The organism is Bradyrhizobium sp., assembly GCF_030654605.1.
Taxonomy (GTDB): Bacteria; Pseudomonadota; Alphaproteobacteria; order Rhizobiales; family Xanthobacteraceae; genus Bradyrhizobium.
This window is the reverse complement of the sequence record NZ_JAURXB010000133.1, coordinates 1-19,848: the sequence shown is the minus strand read 5'-3', so window position 1 is coordinate 19,848 and position 19,848 is coordinate 1. Positions and strand designations below refer to the sequence as shown.

The 19,848-nt window shown below is 65.9% G+C and carries 17 protein-coding genes; 7 read left to right on the top strand and 10 right to left on the bottom strand.

Features of this window, described 5'->3' with window-relative positions; translation table 11 throughout:
• Positions 1-9: 9 nt before the first annotated feature.
• Entirely contained in the window at positions 10-1,620 is a 1,611-nt protein-coding gene (gene xseA / locus Q7U29_RS13160) for an exodeoxyribonuclease VII large subunit (RefSeq protein WP_304742040.1), read from the bottom strand.
• Positions 1,621-1,770: 150 nt separating this feature from the next.
• Between xseA and Q7U29_RS13155 the strand changes: the two genes are divergently transcribed.
• The 4 genes from Q7U29_RS13155 (at position 1,771) to purD (ending at position 5,013) form a co-directional block, all read left to right on the top strand.
• Positions 1,771-2,784: an alpha/beta fold hydrolase gene (locus Q7U29_RS13155; protein ID WP_304742039.1), complete on the top strand. Its 1,014-nt coding sequence runs from the start codon at positions 1,771-1,773 to the stop codon at positions 2,782-2,784.
• Positions 2,781-3,332 (top strand): hypothetical protein, encoded by a 552-nt coding sequence (locus tag Q7U29_RS13150; RefSeq protein ID WP_304742037.1) that lies wholly within the window; start codon positions 2,781-2,783, stop codon positions 3,330-3,332. The genes Q7U29_RS13155 and Q7U29_RS13150 overlap by 4 nt, the downstream gene beginning before the upstream one ends.
• 2 nt (positions 3,333-3,334) lie before the next feature.
• A complete protein-coding gene (locus Q7U29_RS13145; RefSeq protein WP_304742035.1) occupies positions 3,335-3,640 on the top strand; it encodes a transcriptional regulator in 306 nt (101 codons plus the stop codon).
• Positions 3,641-3,735: 95 nt separating this feature from the next.
• Positions 3,736-5,013, top strand: a complete 1,278-nt coding sequence (gene purD / locus Q7U29_RS13140) for a phosphoribosylamine--glycine ligase (RefSeq protein ID WP_304742032.1) — start codon at positions 3,736-3,738, stop codon at positions 5,011-5,013.
• Between the two features lie 231 nt (positions 5,014-5,244).
• Here purD and Q7U29_RS13135 read toward each other — a convergent pair whose 3' ends face one another.
• A complete protein-coding gene (locus tag Q7U29_RS13135) occupies positions 5,245-6,477 on the bottom strand; it encodes an acyl-CoA dehydrogenase family protein (protein WP_304742030.1) in 1,233 nt (410 codons plus the stop codon).
• A 119-nt stretch (positions 6,478-6,596) separates the two neighbouring features.
• Here Q7U29_RS13135 and Q7U29_RS13130 point away from each other — a divergent pair, with 119 nt between their 5' ends.
• Positions 6,597-7,502, top strand: coding sequence for an alpha/beta fold hydrolase (locus Q7U29_RS13130; protein WP_304742028.1), 906 nt, complete (start codon positions 6,597-6,599; stop codon positions 7,500-7,502).
• 162 nt (positions 7,503-7,664) lie between these two features.
• Here the strand turns inward: Q7U29_RS13130 and Q7U29_RS13125 are convergent, their stop codons facing one another.
• Positions 7,665-8,123, bottom strand: coding sequence for a nucleoside deaminase (locus Q7U29_RS13125; RefSeq protein ID WP_304742026.1), 459 nt, complete (start codon positions 8,121-8,123; stop codon positions 7,665-7,667).
• A gap of 150 nt (positions 8,124-8,273) precedes the next feature.
• Here Q7U29_RS13125 and Q7U29_RS13120 point away from each other — a divergent pair, with 150 nt between their 5' ends.
• Both Q7U29_RS13120 and rsmD read left to right on the top strand, forming a co-directional pair.
• On the top strand, positions 8,274-10,364 hold the full coding sequence (locus Q7U29_RS13120) for a pseudouridine synthase (RefSeq protein ID WP_304742024.1): 2,091 nt from the start codon (positions 8,274-8,276) through the stop codon (positions 10,362-10,364).
• 173 nt (positions 10,365-10,537) lie between these two features.
• On the top strand, positions 10,538-11,110 hold the full coding sequence (gene rsmD, locus Q7U29_RS13115; RefSeq protein ID WP_304742022.1) for a 16S rRNA (guanine(966)-N(2))-methyltransferase RsmD: 573 nt from the start codon (positions 10,538-10,540) through the stop codon (positions 11,108-11,110).
• Positions 11,111-11,372: 262 nt separating this feature from the next.
• On the opposite strand, the gene mutL is transcribed toward rsmD, so the two are convergent.
• From mutL to Q7U29_RS13080, 7 genes are all read right to left on the bottom strand, one after another.
• Positions 11,373-13,184, bottom strand: a complete 1,812-nt coding sequence (gene mutL, locus Q7U29_RS13110; RefSeq protein ID WP_304742021.1) for a DNA mismatch repair endonuclease MutL — start codon at positions 13,182-13,184, stop codon at positions 11,373-11,375.
• 100 nt (positions 13,185-13,284) lie between these two features.
• Positions 13,285-13,704, bottom strand: a complete 420-nt coding sequence (arfB, locus tag Q7U29_RS13105) for an alternative ribosome rescue aminoacyl-tRNA hydrolase ArfB (RefSeq protein ID WP_304742019.1) — start codon at positions 13,702-13,704, stop codon at positions 13,285-13,287.
• A 233-nt stretch (positions 13,705-13,937) separates the two neighbouring features.
• Positions 13,938-15,305, bottom strand: coding sequence for a pitrilysin family protein (locus Q7U29_RS13100; protein WP_304742141.1), 1,368 nt, complete (start codon positions 15,303-15,305; stop codon positions 13,938-13,940).
• Positions 15,306-15,307: 2 nt separating this feature from the next.
• The gene (locus Q7U29_RS13095; protein ID WP_304742017.1) at positions 15,308-16,699 is read right to left on the bottom strand and encodes a pitrilysin family protein; all 1,392 of its coding nucleotides are present in this window, start codon (positions 16,697-16,699) and stop codon (positions 15,308-15,310) included.
• 174 nt (positions 16,700-16,873) lie between these two features.
• On the bottom strand, positions 16,874-17,617 hold the full coding sequence (locus tag Q7U29_RS13090; protein WP_304742015.1) for a hypothetical protein: 744 nt from the start codon (positions 17,615-17,617) through the stop codon (positions 16,874-16,876).
• A 91-nt stretch (positions 17,618-17,708) separates the two neighbouring features.
• A complete protein-coding gene (lspA, locus tag Q7U29_RS13085; protein ID WP_304742013.1) occupies positions 17,709-18,206 on the bottom strand; it encodes a signal peptidase II in 498 nt (165 codons plus the stop codon).
• 175 nt (positions 18,207-18,381) lie between these two features.
• A partial coding sequence (locus Q7U29_RS13080; RefSeq protein ID WP_304742011.1) for a class I tRNA ligase family protein occupies positions 18,382-19,848 on the bottom strand: 1,467 nt, incomplete at its 5' end.

The window sequence follows — 19,848 nt, the reverse complement described above, 5'->3', positions numbered from 1 at the left end:
GCGCAATCTCTAAAACAAACTTCCCTGACCAGCCGGTTTTGCAACGCGCTTCGGCGTCGCGCCCTTCGGCTCGCCGGCCACCGGCTTCACGGGTCGCGTCGCCGCCGGCCGGTCGGCATCCGCCGTCGCGCCGACGCGGCCGTCGGCGAATTCGATGTTGAGAACCGCGCCCGGGCCGATTTCGGCGGCGGCATGAACGGGCTGGCCCTGCTCGTCGCGCACCAGCGCAAAGCCGCGCGCCAGCACGCCGCGGTAGGACAGCGCCGACAGCAGCTGGCCGCTATGGGCGACCCGCGCGTCGAGCCGCTGCATCACGGTGGCGACCGCGCGCCGCGCGCGCTCGGCCAGCCGCAGCGTGCGTTCGCGCTGCCGCGCGATGGCCTGGCGCTGCGCCTCGGCATTGGAAAGCTTTGACGCCTTGAGCCTGATCTCGAGGCCGGCAAAACGATCGCGGCGGCGGCGCACCAGCGATCGCGCGCTAAGGCTCAAGCGCTCGCTGTTGATGGTGAGCCGCTGCGCGGCGTGGCTGACCTGCGCGTGCAGCACCCGCAACGTCAGTTTCGCGCTGCTCGCCGCAAAGCGGCGGAAATGCGCATGGGTATTGGCTTTCAAGCCGCGGGGCAGGGCGCTGGTCGCGCCGTCGAGCCGCTGCCGCGGGATCGCCAGCAACTCGCCGGCGGCGGGCAGCGCCCGCGCTGCTGCGCGCAGCTCGTTGCGGCGGCTTTCCTGGGCGCGCTGCCAGCACAGCATGGTGCGCCGCGCCAGCGCGGACACCTCGACGAACAGCTCGGCGCGCACCGGCACCGCCATTTCGGCGGCCGCCGTCGGCGTCGGCGCGCGCTTGTCGGCGGCGAAGTCGATCAGGGTGATGTCGGTCTCGTGACCGATCGCCGAGATCAGCGGGATCATGCTTTCGGCTGCGGCGCGGACCACGATTTCCTCGTTGAACGACCACAAATCCTCCAGCGAGCCGCCGCCGCGCGCGACGATCAGAAGATCCGGCCGCGGAATCCTGCCGCCTTCCGGCAACGCATTGAAGCCGCGGATCGCGGCCGCGACCTGTTCGGCCGAACCCTCGCCCTGCACCTTGACCGGCCACACCAGCACGCGGCGCGGAAAACGGTCCTGCAGCCGGTGCAGGATGTCGCGGATCACCGCGCCGGTCGGCGACGTCACGACGCCGATCACTTCCGGCAGCCACGGCAGCAATTGCTTGCGCGCCTCGTCGAACAGCCCTTCGGCGGCGAGCTTCTTCTTGCGCTCTTCCATCAGCGCCATCAGCGCGCCGATGCCGGCGGGCTCGATCGCCTCGATCACGATCTGGTATTTCGACGAGCCCGGGTAGGTGGTGAGCTTGCCGGTGGCGATGACCTCGAGGCCCTCCTGCGGCTTGAACCGCATCCGGCCATGCACGCCCTTCCAGATCACCGCCTCGATCTTGGCACTCTCGTCCTTCAGCGCGAAATAACAGTGTCCGGAGGAATGCGGCCCGCGGAACCCGGAGATTTCGCCGCGCACCCGGACGTGCCCATAGGCGTCCTCCACCGTCCGCTTCAGCGCGGAGGAAAGTTCGGACACCGTGAATTCCGGCGCGTTGAGCAGGGGTTCGGCTGCGGGCATCAGGACAATCGATTCGGGGTTTGCGATTCGGGTTTTGAAGGCTGGCCAGCAAGTTAGGGATTTTCCGCCAATACCGCCAATCCGGCCTTGCAAACTCATATACTCTGTATTACAGAGTTCTCTGTAATAGATTGATAGTCGAGGAATCCCATGTCGAAATTGCTGATGAGAGCGCCCCTGATCGCCGCAAGATGGACCCTGTGCGCCGCGGGCGCCGCCGCGCTCCTGATCACGGCGCTTGTCGCCACGCCGCTGTCGCGTCCGCCCGAGCTTGCCTCGATCTCCGCGGCCCGCGGCACGGTCGATTTCAGCGCCTTGCCCGCCGTCGAGCGGTTTCAGGCACGGGACGGCACCTGGCTGGGTTTCCGCCACTACGCCGCCGCCAGCCCCGCCGGCGGGCGCGCGGCCATCGTGATTCACGGCTCGTCGGGTTCCAGCGGCGGCACCATCCACGCGCTGTCCGGTGCGTTGGCGGCGCGCGGCGTCGAAACCTGGGCGATCGACATCCGCGGCCACGGCGCATCGGGAACCCGTGGCGATATCGGCTATGTCGGCCAGCTCGAGCACGACCTCGCCGACCTCGTCGCCGTCATTCGCAACACCGCGCCCTCGGCGCCGCTCACGCTGGTCGGCCACTCCTCCGGCGGCGGTTTTGCGTTGCGGGTCGCCGGCTCGCCGATCCAGGACCTGTTCGAGCGCACCGTGCTGCTCGCCCCCTATCTCGGCTACAATTCGCCGACCACAAGGGCGAATTCCGGCGGCTGGGCCCGCGCCGACATTCCGCGCATCGTCGGATTGGCGGTGCTGCGCGCCGCAGGCATCACCTGCTGCGAGGCGCTGCCGGTGCTGGCGTTGGCGGTGCCGCCGAACTCCGAGAAAAATCTGGTGGCCACCTACAGCGACCGGCTGATGCGCAATTTCGCGGTCCATGACGGCAATTTTCATCGCGACCTCGCCGCGGCCCGCAAGCCGGTGACGCTCATCTGCGGCGCCGATGACGAGTTGATGCTGGTGGACAAATATGCGCCGGCCGTGCACGCGGTGGCGCCTGCGGTTGACGTCAAGGTGATCGACGGTGTCAATCACATGGGCATCGTCAGCGCGCCCAGGGCCATCTCCATCATCGCGAACGAGGTGGCGAAAGCGGGGAGCGGATCGTCATGAGCATCGAAAGCCGGGAAGCTGCCGCCGCGCTGAGCGATATCGAGGATATCGTTCGCCGGGTCCGGCAGTCCCGGATCTACCAGCTCGCCAGCCTGCTGCTGATCATGTGGGGCGCGCTGACCTTTACCGGCTACCTCGTGACCTGGTTCAGCCCGCGCCATGCCGTGTATGCGTGGCCCGCAGTCTATGTCGTGGGGATCGCGGGATCGGCGGCCATCAGCGTCTCGAACCGGATGCGTTCCGGGATTCGCACCTTCGATATCAGGATGTTCGCGGCGTTACTGCTCTTCATCGCCTTCGGCATTTTTTGTTGCTGGCTCGGCCATTTTGGACCGCGACAGCTCTCAACCTTCTGGCCGATTTACTTCATGCTGATCTACACCATCGCCGGACTGTGGGTCGGGCACGCCTTTGTGGCGATCGGCCTTTCCATCATCGTGCTGACGCTGGCCGGCTATTTCTTCATTGGCGATGCCTTCGATCTGTGGATGGCTTTTGTCAATGGCGGCGGGCTGATGCTGGGCGGTCTCTGGATGCGCCGGAGCTGACGATGGCCGAACTCGACGACATCATCCACCAGCCGCTGCGGCTGCGGATCATGGCGGCGCTCACGGCGCTGCCGGATGCGCAGGGGCTCGAATTTTCCCGGCTGAAGAAACTCACCGGTGCCACCGACGGCAATCTCGGCGCTCATATCGAGACGCTGGCGAAGGCCGGTTATGTCGCGGTCGACAAGGCCTTTGTCGGCAAGAAGCCGCAAACCACGGTCACCGCCACCGCGGCGGGCCGCGGCGCCTTCGCCCGCCACGTCGCTACCCTGCAGGAAATCATCGCGGGCGCGGCGCGGAAGTCCTAAGCCTCATCGTCATTCCGGATGGCAATCCCCCCTTGCAGCGACAGGGGGACTCGTGCGACCGACACGGTTCCGCACACCTTCATCCGGCTGCATTCATGAACATCCTCCTGCTCGGTTCCGGCGGCCGCGAACACGCCCTGGCGTGGAAAATCGCGGCTTCCCCGCTGGTGACAAAACTCTGGTGCGCGCCGGGCAATGCCGGCATCGCGCGGGACGCCGAATGCGTGGCGCTTGATATTGCCGACCATGCCGCGGTGATCGATTTCTGCCGGGCCAACGAGGTCGACTTCGTCGTGGTCGGACCGGATGCGCCGATCGCGGCCGGGATCGTCGACGATCTCAATGCCGCCGGCTTCAAGGCGTTCGGCCCAACCAGGGCGGCCGGCCAGCTCGAGAGTTCAAAGAGCTTTACCAAGGCGCTGTGCCGCGCCAACAACATTCCGACCGCCGCCTGGGAACATTTCGCCGACGCGGAGAAGGCAAAAGCCTACATCCGCAAACAGGGCGCGCCGATCGTGGTCAAGGCCGATGGCCTCGCCGCCGGCAAGGGCGTGGTGGTGGCGATGACGGAAGCCGAAGCGCTCGCCGCGGTCGACATGATGTTCGGTGGCGGTTTTGGCGAGGCCGGCGCCGAGGTGGTGGTCGAGGAGTTCATGGTGGGCGAGGAGGCCTCGTTCTTCGCGCTGTGCGACGGCGAGCACGCGCTGCCGCTCGCCACCGCGCAGGACCACAAGCGTGCCTTCGACGGCGACCAGGGTCCGAACACCGGCGGCATGGGCGCCTATTCGCCCGCGCCGGTCCTGACCGACGCGATCTGCGCGCAGGTGATGGAAGAGATGATCACACCGACGCTGCGCGCGCTCGCCGCCATGGGCTCGCCCTACAAGGGCGTGCTCTACGCCGGAATCATGATCACTGGGGATGGTCCCAAGCTCGTCGAATACAATGCCCGGTTCGGCGACCCTGAATGCCAGGTGCTGATGCTGCGGATGATGTCCGACATCGTCCCCGCGCTGATCGCCTGCGCCGACGGCCAGCTGAAGAATTTCAGCCTGCGCTGGTATGACTATGTAGCGTTGACGGTGATCATGGCGACAAAGGGCTATCCCGGCGACTACGGCAAGGGTTTTGTCATTGCAGGCCTCGACGAGGCGGCCAAAATCGAGGGCGTCGAAATCTTTCATGCCGGCACCAAGGCCGACGGCGACAGGATTCTATCCAATGGCGGGCGCGTGCTGAACGTCTGTGCCACCGGCAAGACCGTGACCGAGACGCAACAGCGCGCCTATGCCGCGATCGACAAGATCAACTGGCCGGAAGGATTCTGCCGCCGCGACATCGGCTGGCAGGCGGTGGCGAGGGAGAAGGCGTAGAGGAAACGTATTCGAACTCGGGCCTCACAGCGTCATTGCGAGGAGCGCTTGCGACGAAGCAATCCATCGTGCGGCGTAAAGAAAGAATGGATTGCTTCGCTTCGCTCGCAATGACGACGTCTCGTAGGGTGGGCAAAGGCGCGCACTTCGCGCCGTGCCCACCATCCATCGGCATCGCATTTGAATGGTGTGCACGGCGCAAGCGCGCCTTTGCCCACCCTACGCATCACGTCAGAGCAAATCCCCGCCCGCCGCACTCGCGGTGGTGCCGTGCTCCTTGAACGCCTTGATGACGTTCTTGCCGATCTTCCACTTGTGCACTTCGTCGGGGCCGTCGACCAGCCGCTGCGAACGCACCTGGGTGTACCATTTCGCCAGCGGCGTATCCTGGGAAAATCCGAGCGCGCCGTGCAGCTGGATCGCGGTGTCGATCACCTTGTGCACCATGTGGGCGTGGAAGATCTTGGCGATCGAGTTTTCCTGCCGGATGTCCTGGCCCTTTTCCGCCTTGTAGGCGATGTGCAGCAGCATCAGCCGGCCGATATAGAGTTCGCTGGCGCAATCGGCCAGCATGAACTGCACGCCCTGGCGGTCCGACAGCAGCGAGCCGAACGTCGAGCGCGTCGTGATATGGGCGACCGCCATGTCGAGCGCGCGCTGCGCTTTCGCGACATTATGCATGCCGTGACGCAGCCGGCCATAGGCGAGGCGATGCTGGCCCATATTGAAACCGTTGCCTTCGCCGCCGAGCAGATTGTCGGCCGGCACCTTCAGATCCCTGATTTCGATCTCGGAGTGACCGCCATGCAGGATGTCGTCATGCGGGCCCTCGATCGCCATGTTGGCGACGTTGCGCTTGATGATGTAGCCGGGGTTCGGCAGTTCGACGATGAAGGTCGAATGTTGCTTGTGGCGCGGCGCGTTCGGGTCGGTTCTCGCCACCACCAGCGCCATGTCGGCGACGCTGGCGGAGGACGAGAACCATTTCTCGCCGTTGAGGATGTAGTTCTCGTTGCCGTCCTTCACCGCCGTGGTCTGCATGCCCGTGGCGTCGGCGCCGGCCGCCTTCTCGGTCATCGAGAAGCAGATGCGCTTGTCGCCGTTGAGCAGCGGCTTCAGGAACTTCTCCTTCTGATACTCCGTGCCGTGGGCGAGGATCGTCATCATCGAGGCGTCGTCGGGCCCCTGCGTGTTCATCGAGAGCGCGCCGAGCATGCTCTCGCCGAGCTCCATCTGCACCAGCGCGTTGGCGAGCGGGCCGAGGCCCATGCCGCCATATTCCTTCGGCACCCACGGACACCACAGGCCCTGCGCGCGGGCCTTCTTGCGCAGCGGGCCCAGCACCTCGGCGAGCGGCTTGGTGTCGAGTTCCTTTTCCGCGGGAATGCACTCGTCGTGCACCCATTTGCGGACCTTCTCGCGGATCGCCTTGGCTTCGGCCGGAATCTCGAAATCGATCGACATGGCGTTTCCTCGGTTGTTCTTGCTGAGTGAGCTTGGCGAATGGCATAAACCCGCCACGCGCCAGCGGCAACGGCAAACAAAGTTTGAAGCAAGGCCGCCGCCGTGCATGGAGTGCTTACATGCCCGATCTCGCCGACTTGTTTCCCGGTTATTCCGCCGAATGGATCAACACGCGAGCGGGCCGCATCTTCGCCCGCGTCGGCGGCAAGGGCCCGCCGCTGTTGTTGCTGCACGGCTTTTCGCAGACCCATGTGCAGTGGCACCGCGTCGCGTCGCAACTGGCGGACAGGTTCACGCTGATCATCGCGGACCTGCCCGGCTATGGCTGGTCGGATATGCCGGAGAGCGACAAGGACCACACGCCCTACACCAAGCGCGCGATGGCCAACACCCTGATCGAGGCGATGGAGCAGCTCGGCCATGTGCATTTCGGGCTCGCCGGCCACGACCGCGGCGGCCGCGTCGCCTATCGACTCGCGCTCGATCATCCCGGCCGTCTTTCGAAACTGGCGGTGCTGGATATCCTGCCGACCCTCGACTACTGGGAGCGGATGAACCGGCTCTATGCGCTGAAAATCTATCACTGGACTTTTTTGGCGCAGCCGTTCCCGCTGCCGGAAACCCTGATCGGAAGCAACCCGGATTTCTTCCTCAAGCAGAAGATGGCGAGCCAGACCAAATCGAAAAATCTCGACGACATCGATCCGCGCGCGCTGGAGCATTACCTCGCCCCGTTTCGCGATCCGTCGCGGCTGCACGCGATGTGCGAGGACTATCGCGCCGGCGCTTATGCGGATTTCGAGATCGACAAGGCCGATCGTGACGCCGGCAAGAAAATCACCATCCCGATGCTGGCGCTGTGGGGCGACGCCGGCATCGCAAGTGCCGCGGCGACGCCGCTCGATACCTGGAAGAACTGGGCCACCAATGTGCGCGGCGCGCCGGTCGATAGCGGCCATTTTCTGACGGAAGAGAATCCGGACGCGACGGCGAGGATGTTGAAGGAATTTTTTGCGGAGTCGTGAACGACACTATTCGACACGTCATCGGTGCGCCCCCTCTCCCGCACTTGCGGGGGAGGGTTGGGGTGGGGGCGCCTCAGCGGGCGCCGGCGTAAGTCGAGAGAGCCCCCACCCGCCGCGCTTCGCGCGTCGGCCTCCCCCGCAAGCGGGAGAGGCGAAGGACCATCACCTCCGCACCTTGAAAAAATCCTTCAACAGCGTCGCCGCCTCGGTCTCGCCCACCGCCGAATAAACCTCCGGCACGTGATGGCAGGTCGGCGACGCAAAAAACCGCACGCCTGATTCCACCGCGCCGCCCTTGGCGTCGGACGCGCCGTAATACAGCCGCCGGATCCGCGCCAGCGAGATCGCGCCGGCGCACATCGTGCACGGCTCCAGCGTGACGTAGAGGTCGCAATCGACCAGCCGCTCGGTGCCGATGGCATCGGCGGCCTGCCGCAGCGCCAGGATTTCGGCGTGCGCGGTCGGATCGCGGTCGGTCAGGGTCCGGTTGGCCGCGGTGGCGATCACCTCGTACCCCCGGACAATCACGCATCCGATCGGGACTTCGCCGGCTTTTCCGGCGTTTTTGGCCGTTTTCAGCGCCAAATCCATGAAAGAAGGGACGGTCATGCCTCGTATCATCGGAAGAAACCTGCTATGAGAGCCGCATTCAGCAAAAGTGGATGCCGGTTTTGCGTGACAATGCGCCTTGAGCCAAGCGCGCGCGCGTACTCGCTATGACAGCCCGTCCACATCCGTCTGACCGCATTTCATTGAATACGAGAGACATTCATGCCCCGCGACAACGACAAAAACAACGATTCCCGCGGCCGGCGCGATCGCCCTACCGGCGGCAAGGGCCGCTCCGGCGCCGCCCGGGGTCCCGAGAAGAAATTCGCCAAGCGCGGCTTTGCCGGCAAGAGCGATGCTCCCAAGCCCGAGGGCGAGCGGCGCCCTTATGCGGGAAAACCCGACGGCGCCAAATCCTACGGCAAGAAACCCTATTCCGGCCCGGGCAAGCCCTATGCCGGCAAGCGCGAAGGCCCGCCGCCGCGCCGCAATGGTGACGCGCCGCGCCCGCGTTTCAATCGCGATGATCGCGCCGGTGGGGGCGAGAAGCGTCCCTACACCCCGCGCGGCGATCGTGGCGATGCCCGCCCGGCGGCGCGTTTTTCCGATCGCAAGTTCGGCGACAAGAAGCCGTATACGCCGCGAGAGGGTGGGGCTGAGAAGCGGCCCTATACGCCGCGTGGCGACCGTCCGCAGGGCGATCGTCCCTATAGCGCGCGGCCGTCGCGCGATGGTGACCGTCCGCGCGGTGACCGTCCCGAGCGAAAGTTCGGCGGCGACAAGAAGTTTTCGCGCGGCGCGCCGGATCGCAAGGGCGACCGTGGGGATCGGGGTCCGCGCAAGGATTTCGGCAGCCGCCCCGACCGTGGTTCGGATCGAGGCGAGTCGAAGCCGTGGCAGAAGCGCGATGCGTCTTCGCCCGACCATGCCGGCCGCAATTCCCGTCCGTCCCGCGACGGCGCGCGCAATTTCGACAAGCCGCGCTTCGACAAGCCGCGCGAAGGCGGCGCGGAACGTCCGCGCTTTTCCCGCCCGCGCGAGGACCGTCCGCAGGGTGATCGTCCCCGTGGCGATCGGGCTTTTGCCGATCGTCCACAGCGCGAGCGTCCGAAATTCGATCGTCCCCGCGAGGGCGGCAGCTCCTGGCAGGAGCATCCGCGCAGCGAGTCACCCGGTGAGCGTCCGCGCCGCGATAACGAAGACGACAGCAAGGTTTTTGCCAAACGTCCGGCCTTCGGCGGCCGCGGCGAATACCGAGAGCGCAAGCCGGAGTTCGAAAAGCGCGCCGCGCGTCCGCCGCGCGAAAAGAAATCCGGCGAGCGCATCGCCAAGGTGCTGTCGCGCGCCGGCCTCGCCTCGCGCCGCGACGCCGAGGAATGGGTCGTGCAGGGCCGCGTCAGCGTCAACGGCCGCGTCATCAATTCGCCGGCGCTCGACGTCACCGAGAACGACGCCATCACCATCGACGGCAAGCCGTTGCCGCCGCGCGAGCGCACGCGGCTGTTCATGTACCACAAGCCGCGCGGCCTGATGACCACCCATGCCGATCCGGAAGGACGGCCGACGGTGTTCGACAATCTGCCGGAAGGCCTGCCGCGGCTGATTTCGATCGGCCGTCTCGATTTCAACACCGAGGGCCTGTTGCTGCTGACCAATGATGGCGGCCTCGCGCGCGCGCTGGAACTGCCGGACACCGGCTGGCTGCGGCGTTATCGCGTCCGCGCCCATGGCGAGGTGACGCAGGGCCAGCTCGATGCGCTGAAAAAGGGCGTCGAGATCGACGGCGTCAAATACGGTCCGATCGATGCGACGCTGGAGCGCGACCAGGGCGCCAATGTCTGGCTGGTGTTCGCGATCCGCGAAGGCAAGAACCGCGAAGTCCGCAACGTGATGGCGCATCTCGGGCTCGAGGTGAACCGCCTGATCCGGATCTCCTACGGTCCGTTCCAGCTCGGCGAATTGCCCGAAGGCGAGGTCGAGGAGGTCAAGACCCGCGTGCTGCGCGAACAGCTCGGCGAGAAGATCGCCGAACTCGCCGGCGCGGATTTCAACCGGCCGATGCCGGGCGATGCCGGCGGCAAATCCGACGCCAAGTCTGACGATGACGACGCGCCGCGCGGCAAGAAGCCGTTCAAGCCGGCCGGCAAGAGCGGCCTGATCGCCGACCGCAAGGGCCGCCGCGTGCTGGTGCAGCGCACCGGCAGCGAAGAAGCCCGCGCCCGCAACGAAGCCGAAGCCGGTGGCTACGGCCCGCCGCGCCGTCCGCAGCGCGGCTACCACGGCAAGCGCGATCTGAAGCCGCGGGACGAGTAGAGTTCGATGGCTGAGCCGATTGCGATAACCAACAGGCCGTCATGGCCGGGCATAGCCGTCCAAAGGACGGCGTCGCTTCCGCTCGCCTGTGCCCGGCCATCCACGTCTTCCTTGTGCCGGCAGCTTCAAGGCGTGGATGCCCGGGACAAGCCCGGGCATGACGAGAACTCGTAATGCGCGTCGTTGGCGGACGGCTGAAGGGCCGCAATCTCGCGTCACCGTCGTCGAACGACATCCGGCCGACGGCGGATCGCCTGCGCGAGTCGCTGTTCAACATCCTGATCCATGCCTATGACGACCCGATCGAGGACGCGCGTGTGCTCGACCTGTTCGCCGGTACCGGCGCGCTCGGCATCGAGGCGGTGTCGCGCGGTGCGGCGTTCACGCTGTTCGTCGACAACGGCGCCGAGGCGCGGGCGCTGCTGCGCAACAACGTCGAGGCGCTGGGCCTCGGCGGCGTCACGAAAGTGTATCGCCGCGACGCCACCAATCCCGGCCCGGCGCATCCGATGGAGCCGTTCTCGCTGGTGTTCCTCGATCCGCCCTACCGCATGAAGCTGGCCGAAAAATCACTGGCCGCGCTGCGCGACGGCGGCTGGCTGACGCCGGGCGCGCTGCTGGTGGTGGAGGAGCACAAGGCGGCGGGCTTCGCCGCGCCGGAGGGTTTCGAGGAGCTGGAGCGGCGGGCGTATGACGATACGGAGTTTACGTTTTTGCGATTTGGCGAAGTGCCCGCCCAACCCTAACTCGTCGTCCCCGCGGATGCGGGGATCCAGTACGCCGCGGCTTTTCGGTTGAATCGCTGACGTCTCTGGATACTGGGTCGCCCGATCAAGTCGGGCGATGACAGTTGAGGTGGGGAAGCAGCGCCAGAAGGCGAAGAGCTGGATTGAAAGAGGTGTTATGATACCTTGTTTGCGTTTTTTACGATTTGGCTAAGTACCTGTTCGGCCTTGATGTTCTTACTGTGCATGGGGTTGTTTTCGCACTTTTTGGTCGGCCCCCCGCTCACCTTCGCCCGAACAGCTTCTCGATATCGCTCAGCTTCAATTCGACATAGGTCGGACGGCCGTGGTTGCACTGGCCTGAATTCGGCGTGTCTTCCATCTCGCGCAGCAGCGCGTTCATCTCTTCCGGCTTGAGGATGCGTCCCGCGCGGACCGAGCCGTGGCAGGCCATGGTGGCCGCGACATGCATCAGGCGGCGTTCCAGCGGCAGCGCTTCATCCCATTCCGCCATGTGCTCGGCGAGGTCGCGCAGCAGCGAGCCCGCATTGGCCTTGCCGAGCAGCGACGGCGTCTCGCGCACGGCGACAGCACCAGGGCCGAAGGAATCGATCGCCAGCCCGAACGTCGCCAGCTCGACCGCGCGATCGAGCAGTTGCTCGACGGTTGCCTCGTCGAGTTCGACGATCTCCGGGATCAGCAGGATCTGCCGCTGCACGCCGTTGCGCGCCAGCGAGGCCTTGAGCTTCTCATAGACGATGCGCTCATGCGCGGCGTGCTGGTCCACCACCACGAGGCCGTCGCGGGTCTGCGACACGATATAGGTTTCGTGAATCTGCGTTCGCGCAGCACCCAGCGGGCGGTCGAGCAGATCGGCGGATGGCGCTTCCTGAAACCGCACGTCCGCCGTCGGCGTGCCGACATCGAAGGCGGCCTGTCCGGGCTCGGCGAACGTGGTCGCCGCCGATCCCTCGAAGCCTGGCATGGGTCCCGTTGGATAGGCCGGCGAGCGCCGCCAGTCCCAATTGCCCGGACGCAGCGCGAATGACGGGCGGAACGAAGCCAGGGCGGCGCCGTCGCTGTTGGCGGCGGTGCGCTTGCCCTCGCGGGCGAGGCCTTCCTTCAGCGCGTGCACGATCAGCGCGCGAACGAGACCGGCATTGCGGAACCGGACCTCGGTCTTGGCCGGATGCACATTGGCGTCGACTTCCTGGGTATCGAGCGTCACGAACAGCGCCACCACGGGATGGCGGTCGCGCGGCAGATAGTCGGAATAGGCGGCGCGCACAGCACCAATGATCAGCTTGTCGCGCACCGGCCGGCCGTTGACGAACAGATATTGCCCGAGCGCGTTGGCGCGGGTCAGCGAGGGCGCGGCGGCAAAGCCTTCGACCGCCACGCCGTCGCGCTCGGAGCGGACCTCGATGGCGCTGGCGCGAAAATCGCTGCCCAGGATATCTCCGAGCCGCGTCAGCCTGCCGGCGGCGCCGGGCAAAGCGGCGGCCCAGGTCACCGGCGCGCGTTCCTCGCCTGCCAGCGTGAAGGCGATATCGGGCCGCGCCATCGCCAGACGCCGCACCACTTCGCGGATCGCTTCCGCCTCGGTGCGGTCGGTCTTGAGGAATTTCAGCCGCGCCGGCGTCGCATAGAAGAGATCGCTGACCTCGACGCGGGTGCCCTGGCTCAGGGCGGCCGGCATGATCGCGGATTTCGCGCCGCCTTCCACCGCCAGCGACCAGGCATGCGGTTCGCCGAGGTGGCGGGTGGTGATGCCGAGTCTCGAGACTGCGCCGATCGAGGGCAGCGCCTCGCCGCGAAACCCCAGCGTGCGGATCCGCAACAGATCCTCGTCATCGAGCTTGGAGGTGGCGTGGCGATCGACCGCCAGCGCCAGATCGGCATAGGTCATGCCGCTGCCGTCGTCGGTGATGCCGATCCGCCGCCGCCCGCCGCCATCGGTGAAGATATCGATCCGGCTGGCGCCGGCGTCGATGGCGTTCTCCACCAGTTCCTTGACCACGCTCGCCGGACGCTCGACCACTTCGCCGGCGGCGATGCGGTTGACGATCTGTTCGGGGAGCTGGCGGACGGGCATGGGCGACTCGTTGGATGAGGCCGTAATTTACGGGTTTTTGAAAGGTGAGGGGAGGCCGCAGAGGCGAAACTCCAAAACTCTCCCCGCTGTTATCGGACCCTCAGTCGTCGAATCCGCCGGAACCGCGCTTGGACTTGACGTCGCTGCGGCGCTTCTTGCCTTCGAGCCGGCGCTGCTTCGATCCGAAGGTCGGCTTGGTGGCGCGGCGCGGCACCGGCCGCACCATCGCCTCGCGCAACAGTTCGAGCAGCCGGTCGGTGGCGTCGGCGCGGTTGCGCTCCTGGGTGCGGAAGCGCTGCGCGTGAATCACGATCACGCCGTCCTTGGTCATACGCTGGCCGGCGATCCGGTTCAGCCGCAACGCGGCATCTTCCGGCAGCGTGATCCGGCGGGTGTCGAAGCGCAATTGAGCGGCGGTCGAGAGCTTGTTGACGTTCTGCCCGCCCGGGCCGGAGGCGCGGACGAAGGTGATCTCGATGTCGTTCTCGTCGATCGAAAGGTCGCGGGAAATCCGCAGCATGGCGTCACCGGAGCCGGATATTCCCCCAGCGGGAATCGGACGCGGACAGGATAGCGGGTTTGTATGTGGCGCTGAAGGACGACGGAAGCGTTCCCCGGATGCTGCGCAGCGCGTAGCGATGCGCTGCTGATCCGGGGTCCATGCCTGGAACGAAGACATGGGTCCCGGCTCTGCGGCGCACCGCCAAAGAGGCGCTGCACCGCGTCCGGGACACGGATGCGTGGAAATGCGGCTCAGTTCGCCTTGGGCGCCGTCACCGATGCCGGCTGGGCGGCGGCCTGCGGGGCGCGGCCGACGATCACGGTGAGCAGGCCTTGCCCCCACAATCGGCTGGCGGCCTTCTTGGCGTCATCCAGCGTCACGGCGTCGACGATGGCGTTGCGCTTCTCGATGTAGTCGATCGGCAGCTTGTCGAGCTGATACTGCAGCAGCGCCGAGGCCAGCTTCGAGGAGCTGTCGAGCGCCAGCATCTGCGAGCCCTTGAGATAGGACTTGGCCTCGTCCAGTTCCTGCTGGGTCGGGCCTTCCTCGGCGATGCGACGGATTTCCTTCTCGACGGCGTCGACGGTTTCGCCGGCGCGGTCGGCGCGGGTTCCGGTGGTGCCGATGAAGATGGCGGAGCGATTCATCCACAACAGCGATTCATTGACGGAATAGGCCAGGCCGCGCTTCTCGCGGACCTCGCGGTAGAGCCGCGACGACAGCCCGCCGCCGCCGAGAATGTGGTTGACGACATAACCGGCCATGAAATTCGGATCGTTGCGCTTGATGCCGGGGCCGCCGAACGTCACCACGGTCTGCGGCACGTCGAGCGGAATGAAGGCGCGCTGCGGCGGTTTGGCGGCTTCGACCTCGGCGACCGGCGTCAGGCTGGCCCTGGCCGGCAATCCGCCGAAGGTCTTGTCGAGCAGCTGGCCGAGCGTGGCCGGGTCGACATCGCCGACCACGGCAATTCGCAGCGTATCCTTCGCCAGCACGCGGCGGACGTAATCCCTCATGTCGGCGGTATCGATCCTCGGCACGCTTTCCAGCGTGCCGTTGGCCTGGCGGCCATAGGGATGGTCGCCGAAGGCGAGTTGCAGGAACTTGCGGCTGGCCAGCGAAGAGGGATTGGAGGTCTCGCGCCGCAGGCCCGAGTTGATCTGGGCGCGGATACGTTCGACATCGGCGCTCTCGAAGCGCGGCGAGGTCACCGCCTTGCGCAGCAGGTCGAAAGCCTCGTCCTTGCTATCCTTGAGCATGCGCAGGCTGCCACGGAAATAATCCCGCGTCGAAGAGAAGCTGAGCTCGATGGCGCGGCGTTCGAGCCGCTCGTGGAAGGTCTTGGAATCGAGATCTTCCGAACCTTCGTCGAGCAGGCTGGCGACCATGTTGCCGACGCCGGGCTTGTCGGCCGGGTCCTGCGTCGCGCCGCCGCCGAAGGCATATTCCATCGCGATCAGCGGTACGGTGGCATCCTGCACGAACCAGGCTTCGATGCCTCCCGGCGAAATCAGATGCTGGATTTTGGCCGCGGCCTGCGAAGGCATCGGCGCCAGCGCCAGGCAGGCAGCCGCCGCGAAGGCAACACGCCGGGTGGACCCGAACGAAGTCACGAAAATGTTCACGAACGCTTCTCCTCGCGTTTCGGCGTGGCATCCTTGATCAGGTAGCCTGTCACCGATCGCTTTTTATCGAGCCATTTTTGCGCGGCGTCGCGGACCTGTTCGGCGGTGACGGCGCGAATGCGGTCCGGCCAGCTTCGGATATCGTCGATGCTGAGGCCGGAGGTCAGCGCGCCGCCGTACCAGCGTGCCAGCGTCGCCTGGTTGTCCTGGGCGTAGATCGCTTCGGCGATCAGCTGGGTCTTGACGCGCTCGAGATCCTCCGACCGTGCCGGGTTCTGCCCGACATCCGCGATCACGCCGTCGATCACCTGCTCGATTTGCGAAAACTCCACGCCCGGCTTCGGCGACACCGAGATCACGAACTGCGTCGCATCGAGCGAGGTGCCCTGGTAGCCGGCGCCGGCGCTGACCGCGAGCTGCCTGTCGATCACCAGCGCGCGATAGAGATAGGAGTTGGAGCCGCTGCCCATCAATTGCGCGAGCACGTCGAGCGCGGCGCTTTCGCCCGCCGCGGCGGTGTTGGCGGAGGGCACCAGATAATAGCGCCGCACGCTGGTTTGTTCGACTCTGGGATCGGACAGCGTCACGGTGCGCGGGGCTGCCGGCACCGGCTCCTGGGGCCGGACGCGATGGGCGGATATGGCGGGCTGTGCCGGGATGTCGCCATAGGTCCGCTCCACCATCGCGCGGATTTCCCTGGGTTCGACGTCGCCGGCAATCACCAGGATAGCGTTGTTCGGCGCATAGAAGCGCTTGTAGAACGCCAGCGCGTCCTCGCGGTCGAGCTTCTCGATTTCCTGGCGCCAGCCGATCACGGGGCGGCCGTAGGGATGGTTGAGATACAGCGCCGCCATGATCTGCTCGGTCAGCCGCGCATCCGGGTTGTTGGCAACCCGCATGTTGAATTCCTCGAGCACGACGTCGCGCTCCGGCAGCACGTTTTCGTCCCTCAGGATCAGGCCGGTCATGCGGTCGGCCTCGAATTCCATCATCCTGGCCAGCTGCTCGCGCGGTACGCGCTGGAAATAGCCGGTGTAGTCGGTCGAGGTGAAGGCGTTCTCGTTGCCGCCGACCCGAAGCACGGTCTTGGAAAATTCACCGGCCGGATACCTGGAAGTGCCCTTGAACATCAGGTGTTCGAGGAAGTGGGCGAGGCCGGACTTGCCGGGCGTCTCGTCGGCGGAGCCGACCTTGTACCAGATCATGTGAGTGACCACCGGCGTGCGGCGATCCGGGATCACCACGACCTGCAGGCCGTTGGGAAGCGTGAACGTGGCGGGGCGCTCCGACGTCACCGTGGTCTGGGCACGAACGCTGGTTGCGGAAAATGCCAGTGCAAGGAACAGCGCGGCGGCGAGCGAAACGGCAAAGCGGGGTGCGGGCATCATGACCTGTCTGGCGCGTATTCCGCAAAGTGAGTACCGGTTTTGCGGTCGAATACGTGCAAATGAGAAGCTTGCAGCGCGAACGGAAATGTTCGGGATAACGCCGCGGCACCGTACACCGGGACAATACCGGCGAGCGTCACGAAGCCGAGAGGTTACAATAGATTAAGCCAGCGCCTATTCGCCGTATTTGCCGGCGGCCGGGTTGTATTCCTTGTTCATCGTTTCCTTCGGCCCGGTGCCGTAGGCGAAGTTCGGCGACGGCGTCTGGTATCCGCTCGGCGGCTGCGTCAGCGTTTCGCGGGTCGGCTCACCCTTGAACGGCGCGGTCTCGGTCTTGCTGCCGCCGAACAGGCCGCTGAAGCCGCCCTTGTAGCCGAGCTCCGACGGGCTCAGGAGCACATTGGAGTTGGTCGCGCCGGGCTGGATCGGGTCGCTGCTGCCGTTGCGGGCGGGAGCGGCGGTCTTGCCGGCGGCCAGTTCCGCCGGGGTCAGGATGCGGGAGGCTTCCCGGGGATCCTTGTTGTCTTTCTTGCGGTTGGCGGCCGCGGCCTTGCGCCGCTGCGCGTCGGGGTCCTTCGGCCAGTTCGGCGCGGGAGCCTCGGCCGCCGCGGAAGCCGGCGGCGGCAAATTGAGCTTGGGGGGCACCACCAGCGGCGACCGCTCGCGGTACTCGATGCCGCGGTTTTCCATGTTGGTGCCGCCGATACCGGCCATGATGCCTTCGATGATCTTCTCTTCGAAGGTCTTGTCGTCCTCGTCGTCGTCAGCGGCGCGGGCCGCACCTGCCGAAATCACGAGGCCAATGCCCAGCATGGCGACGGCGAGCTTCAGGCCCCGCCAAGAGATCGGCCAGGAGACCGGCCAACGGGTTCCCGATGGGTTCTGCACAATCCGGAAGCTGGCTTCGGTGTCGCGCATCACGCTGTTCCTGTTCAAAATTCTTCCGCCGGGGGCGCCGATTTGAGGCGCGCAAATCCGCTCCGGCCCGCAGGGCTCGTATCAGCCGGGATCAGGGCGCTTTTGCGGCGGGTACTCCCAGGAAGGAATCATACAACAGGCCTGTTACCCCGGCAACAATCGCCACGTCGGCAAGGTTAAACACGTACCAATTCCAGGTTTTTCCGCCGATATCGAGGTGGAACAGGGCGAAATCGAGCACCGCGCCATAGGCAAAGCGATCGATGCCATTGCCGATGGCGCCGCCGATGATCAGGCCGAGGGCGAGCGTCGCCAGCAGGGTCTGCGACCGCGCCATCCAGATCGCCAGAACCAGCACCGCCACCGCCTTGATCAGCATCAGCAAGACCTGGACCCACTGGCTGTCGCTCTGGAACCAGCCGAAGCTGATCCCGACATTCCAGGCCAGCACGAGGTCGAAGAACGGCGTAACCCTCACCGCGCCGCGATGGGCGATGTCGAACACGAACAGCAGCCAGAGTTTTGAGGCCTGATCGAGCACCAGCGCGGCGACCGCGGCGATGATCCCGGTGCGGAGGTGGGGGGTCATGCGCCGCCCGTCGCCACAAAACACGCTGTCGTCCCCGCGAACGCGGGGACCCATACTCCGTGCCATTGCTGGGCTGGAAGGTCGCCGATCATCGTCTCTTATTCACCTCGGGCGCCCGGGACTATGGGTCCCTGCTTTCGCAGGGACGACGATACAGTATTTCGCTAACAGGAGACTACACACTCACCCCCAGCGCCTTCCATTCCCGCAGCGCCCTGGCGTCGCGGGGCGAGACGTCGGGATATTCGGCGTCCGCGCCGACATCGGTGGAGATCTTCCACGACCGCGCGCATTTGGTGCCGACGGCCTTCTCGACCACCACGGCGACGCCGGGCACCTCGTTCAGCCGGAATGCACCGGCCGGCGCGTCGTCATTGGTCGCCATCGCATTCGAGGTGATGAAGACTTCGGCGAGATCGATGTCGAACAGCGTGTTGAAGATGTTCTGATCGGAGACGTAGACCAGCGGCGAGGCCTCCAGCGACGAGCCGATGGTCTTGGCGGCGCGCTCGAGCTCCAGCGCGCCGGTGACGACGCGGCGGACGTCGCGGATGGTCTCCCATTTCGCCGCCAGCGCGTCATCGCGGAATGCCGCGAACTCCCCGGGGAACAGCGTCAGATGCACTGACGGCTCGGCGTCGGGCCGGTACATCCGCCACGCTTCTTCGGTGGTGAAGCTCAGCACCGGCGCCAGCCATTTCAGGATCGAGTCGCAGATGATGTCGATCGTGGTCAGCGCCGCCTTGCGCGCCATCGACGACGGCGGGTCGCAATACAGCGTGTCCTTGCGGATGTCGAAATAGAACGCCGACAGCTCGGTGTTCATGAACGCCGACAGGCTCGCGACCACGGTCTTGTAGTCGAATTCGGCGTAGGCCTTGCGCACGATGGCGGCCTGGCCGGCGAGCTGATGCAGCATCAGCCGCTCCAGTTCGGGCATTTCGGCGTGCGCGACGCGGTCGCCGGGCGCGAAGTGCGCCAACGTGCCGAGCATCCAGCGGATCGAGTTGCGCAACTTGCGATAAGTCTCGATGGTGTTCTTCAGGATTTCCGGGCCGATGCGCTGGTCGTCGACATAGTCGGTGGCGCAGACCCACAGCCGCAGGATATCGGCGCCGGAATCCTTCATCACCTTCTGCGGCTCGACGGTATTGCCGAGCGACTTCGACATCTTGCGGCCGTTCTCGTCGAGCGTGAAGCCGTGCGTCAGCACCACGTCGTAGGGCGCGCGGCCGCGGGTGCCGCAGCTTTCCAGCAGCGACGACTGGAACCAGCCGCGATGCTGGTCGCTGCCCTCCAGATACATCACGGTATCCGTGCCGCCATCGACCTTGCGGACGATGTCGCCGAGTTGCGGAAAATGCCGGCGGTCTTCCAGCACGAAGGCGTGGGTCGAGCCGGAATCGAACCAGACGTCGCAGATATCGTCGACCTTCTTCCAGTCCTCAGCCGCGCGGGGGCCGAGAAAGCGTTCCCGCGCGCCGTCCATGTACCAGGCGTCGGCGCCTTCTTCCATGAAGGCTTCGGCGATGCGCTGATTGACGATTTCGTCCTGCAGGATTTCGGCTGTCCCGTCGCCCTTCTCGCGCACGAACACCGCGATCGGCACGCCCCAGGCGCGCTGGCGCGAGATCACCCAGTC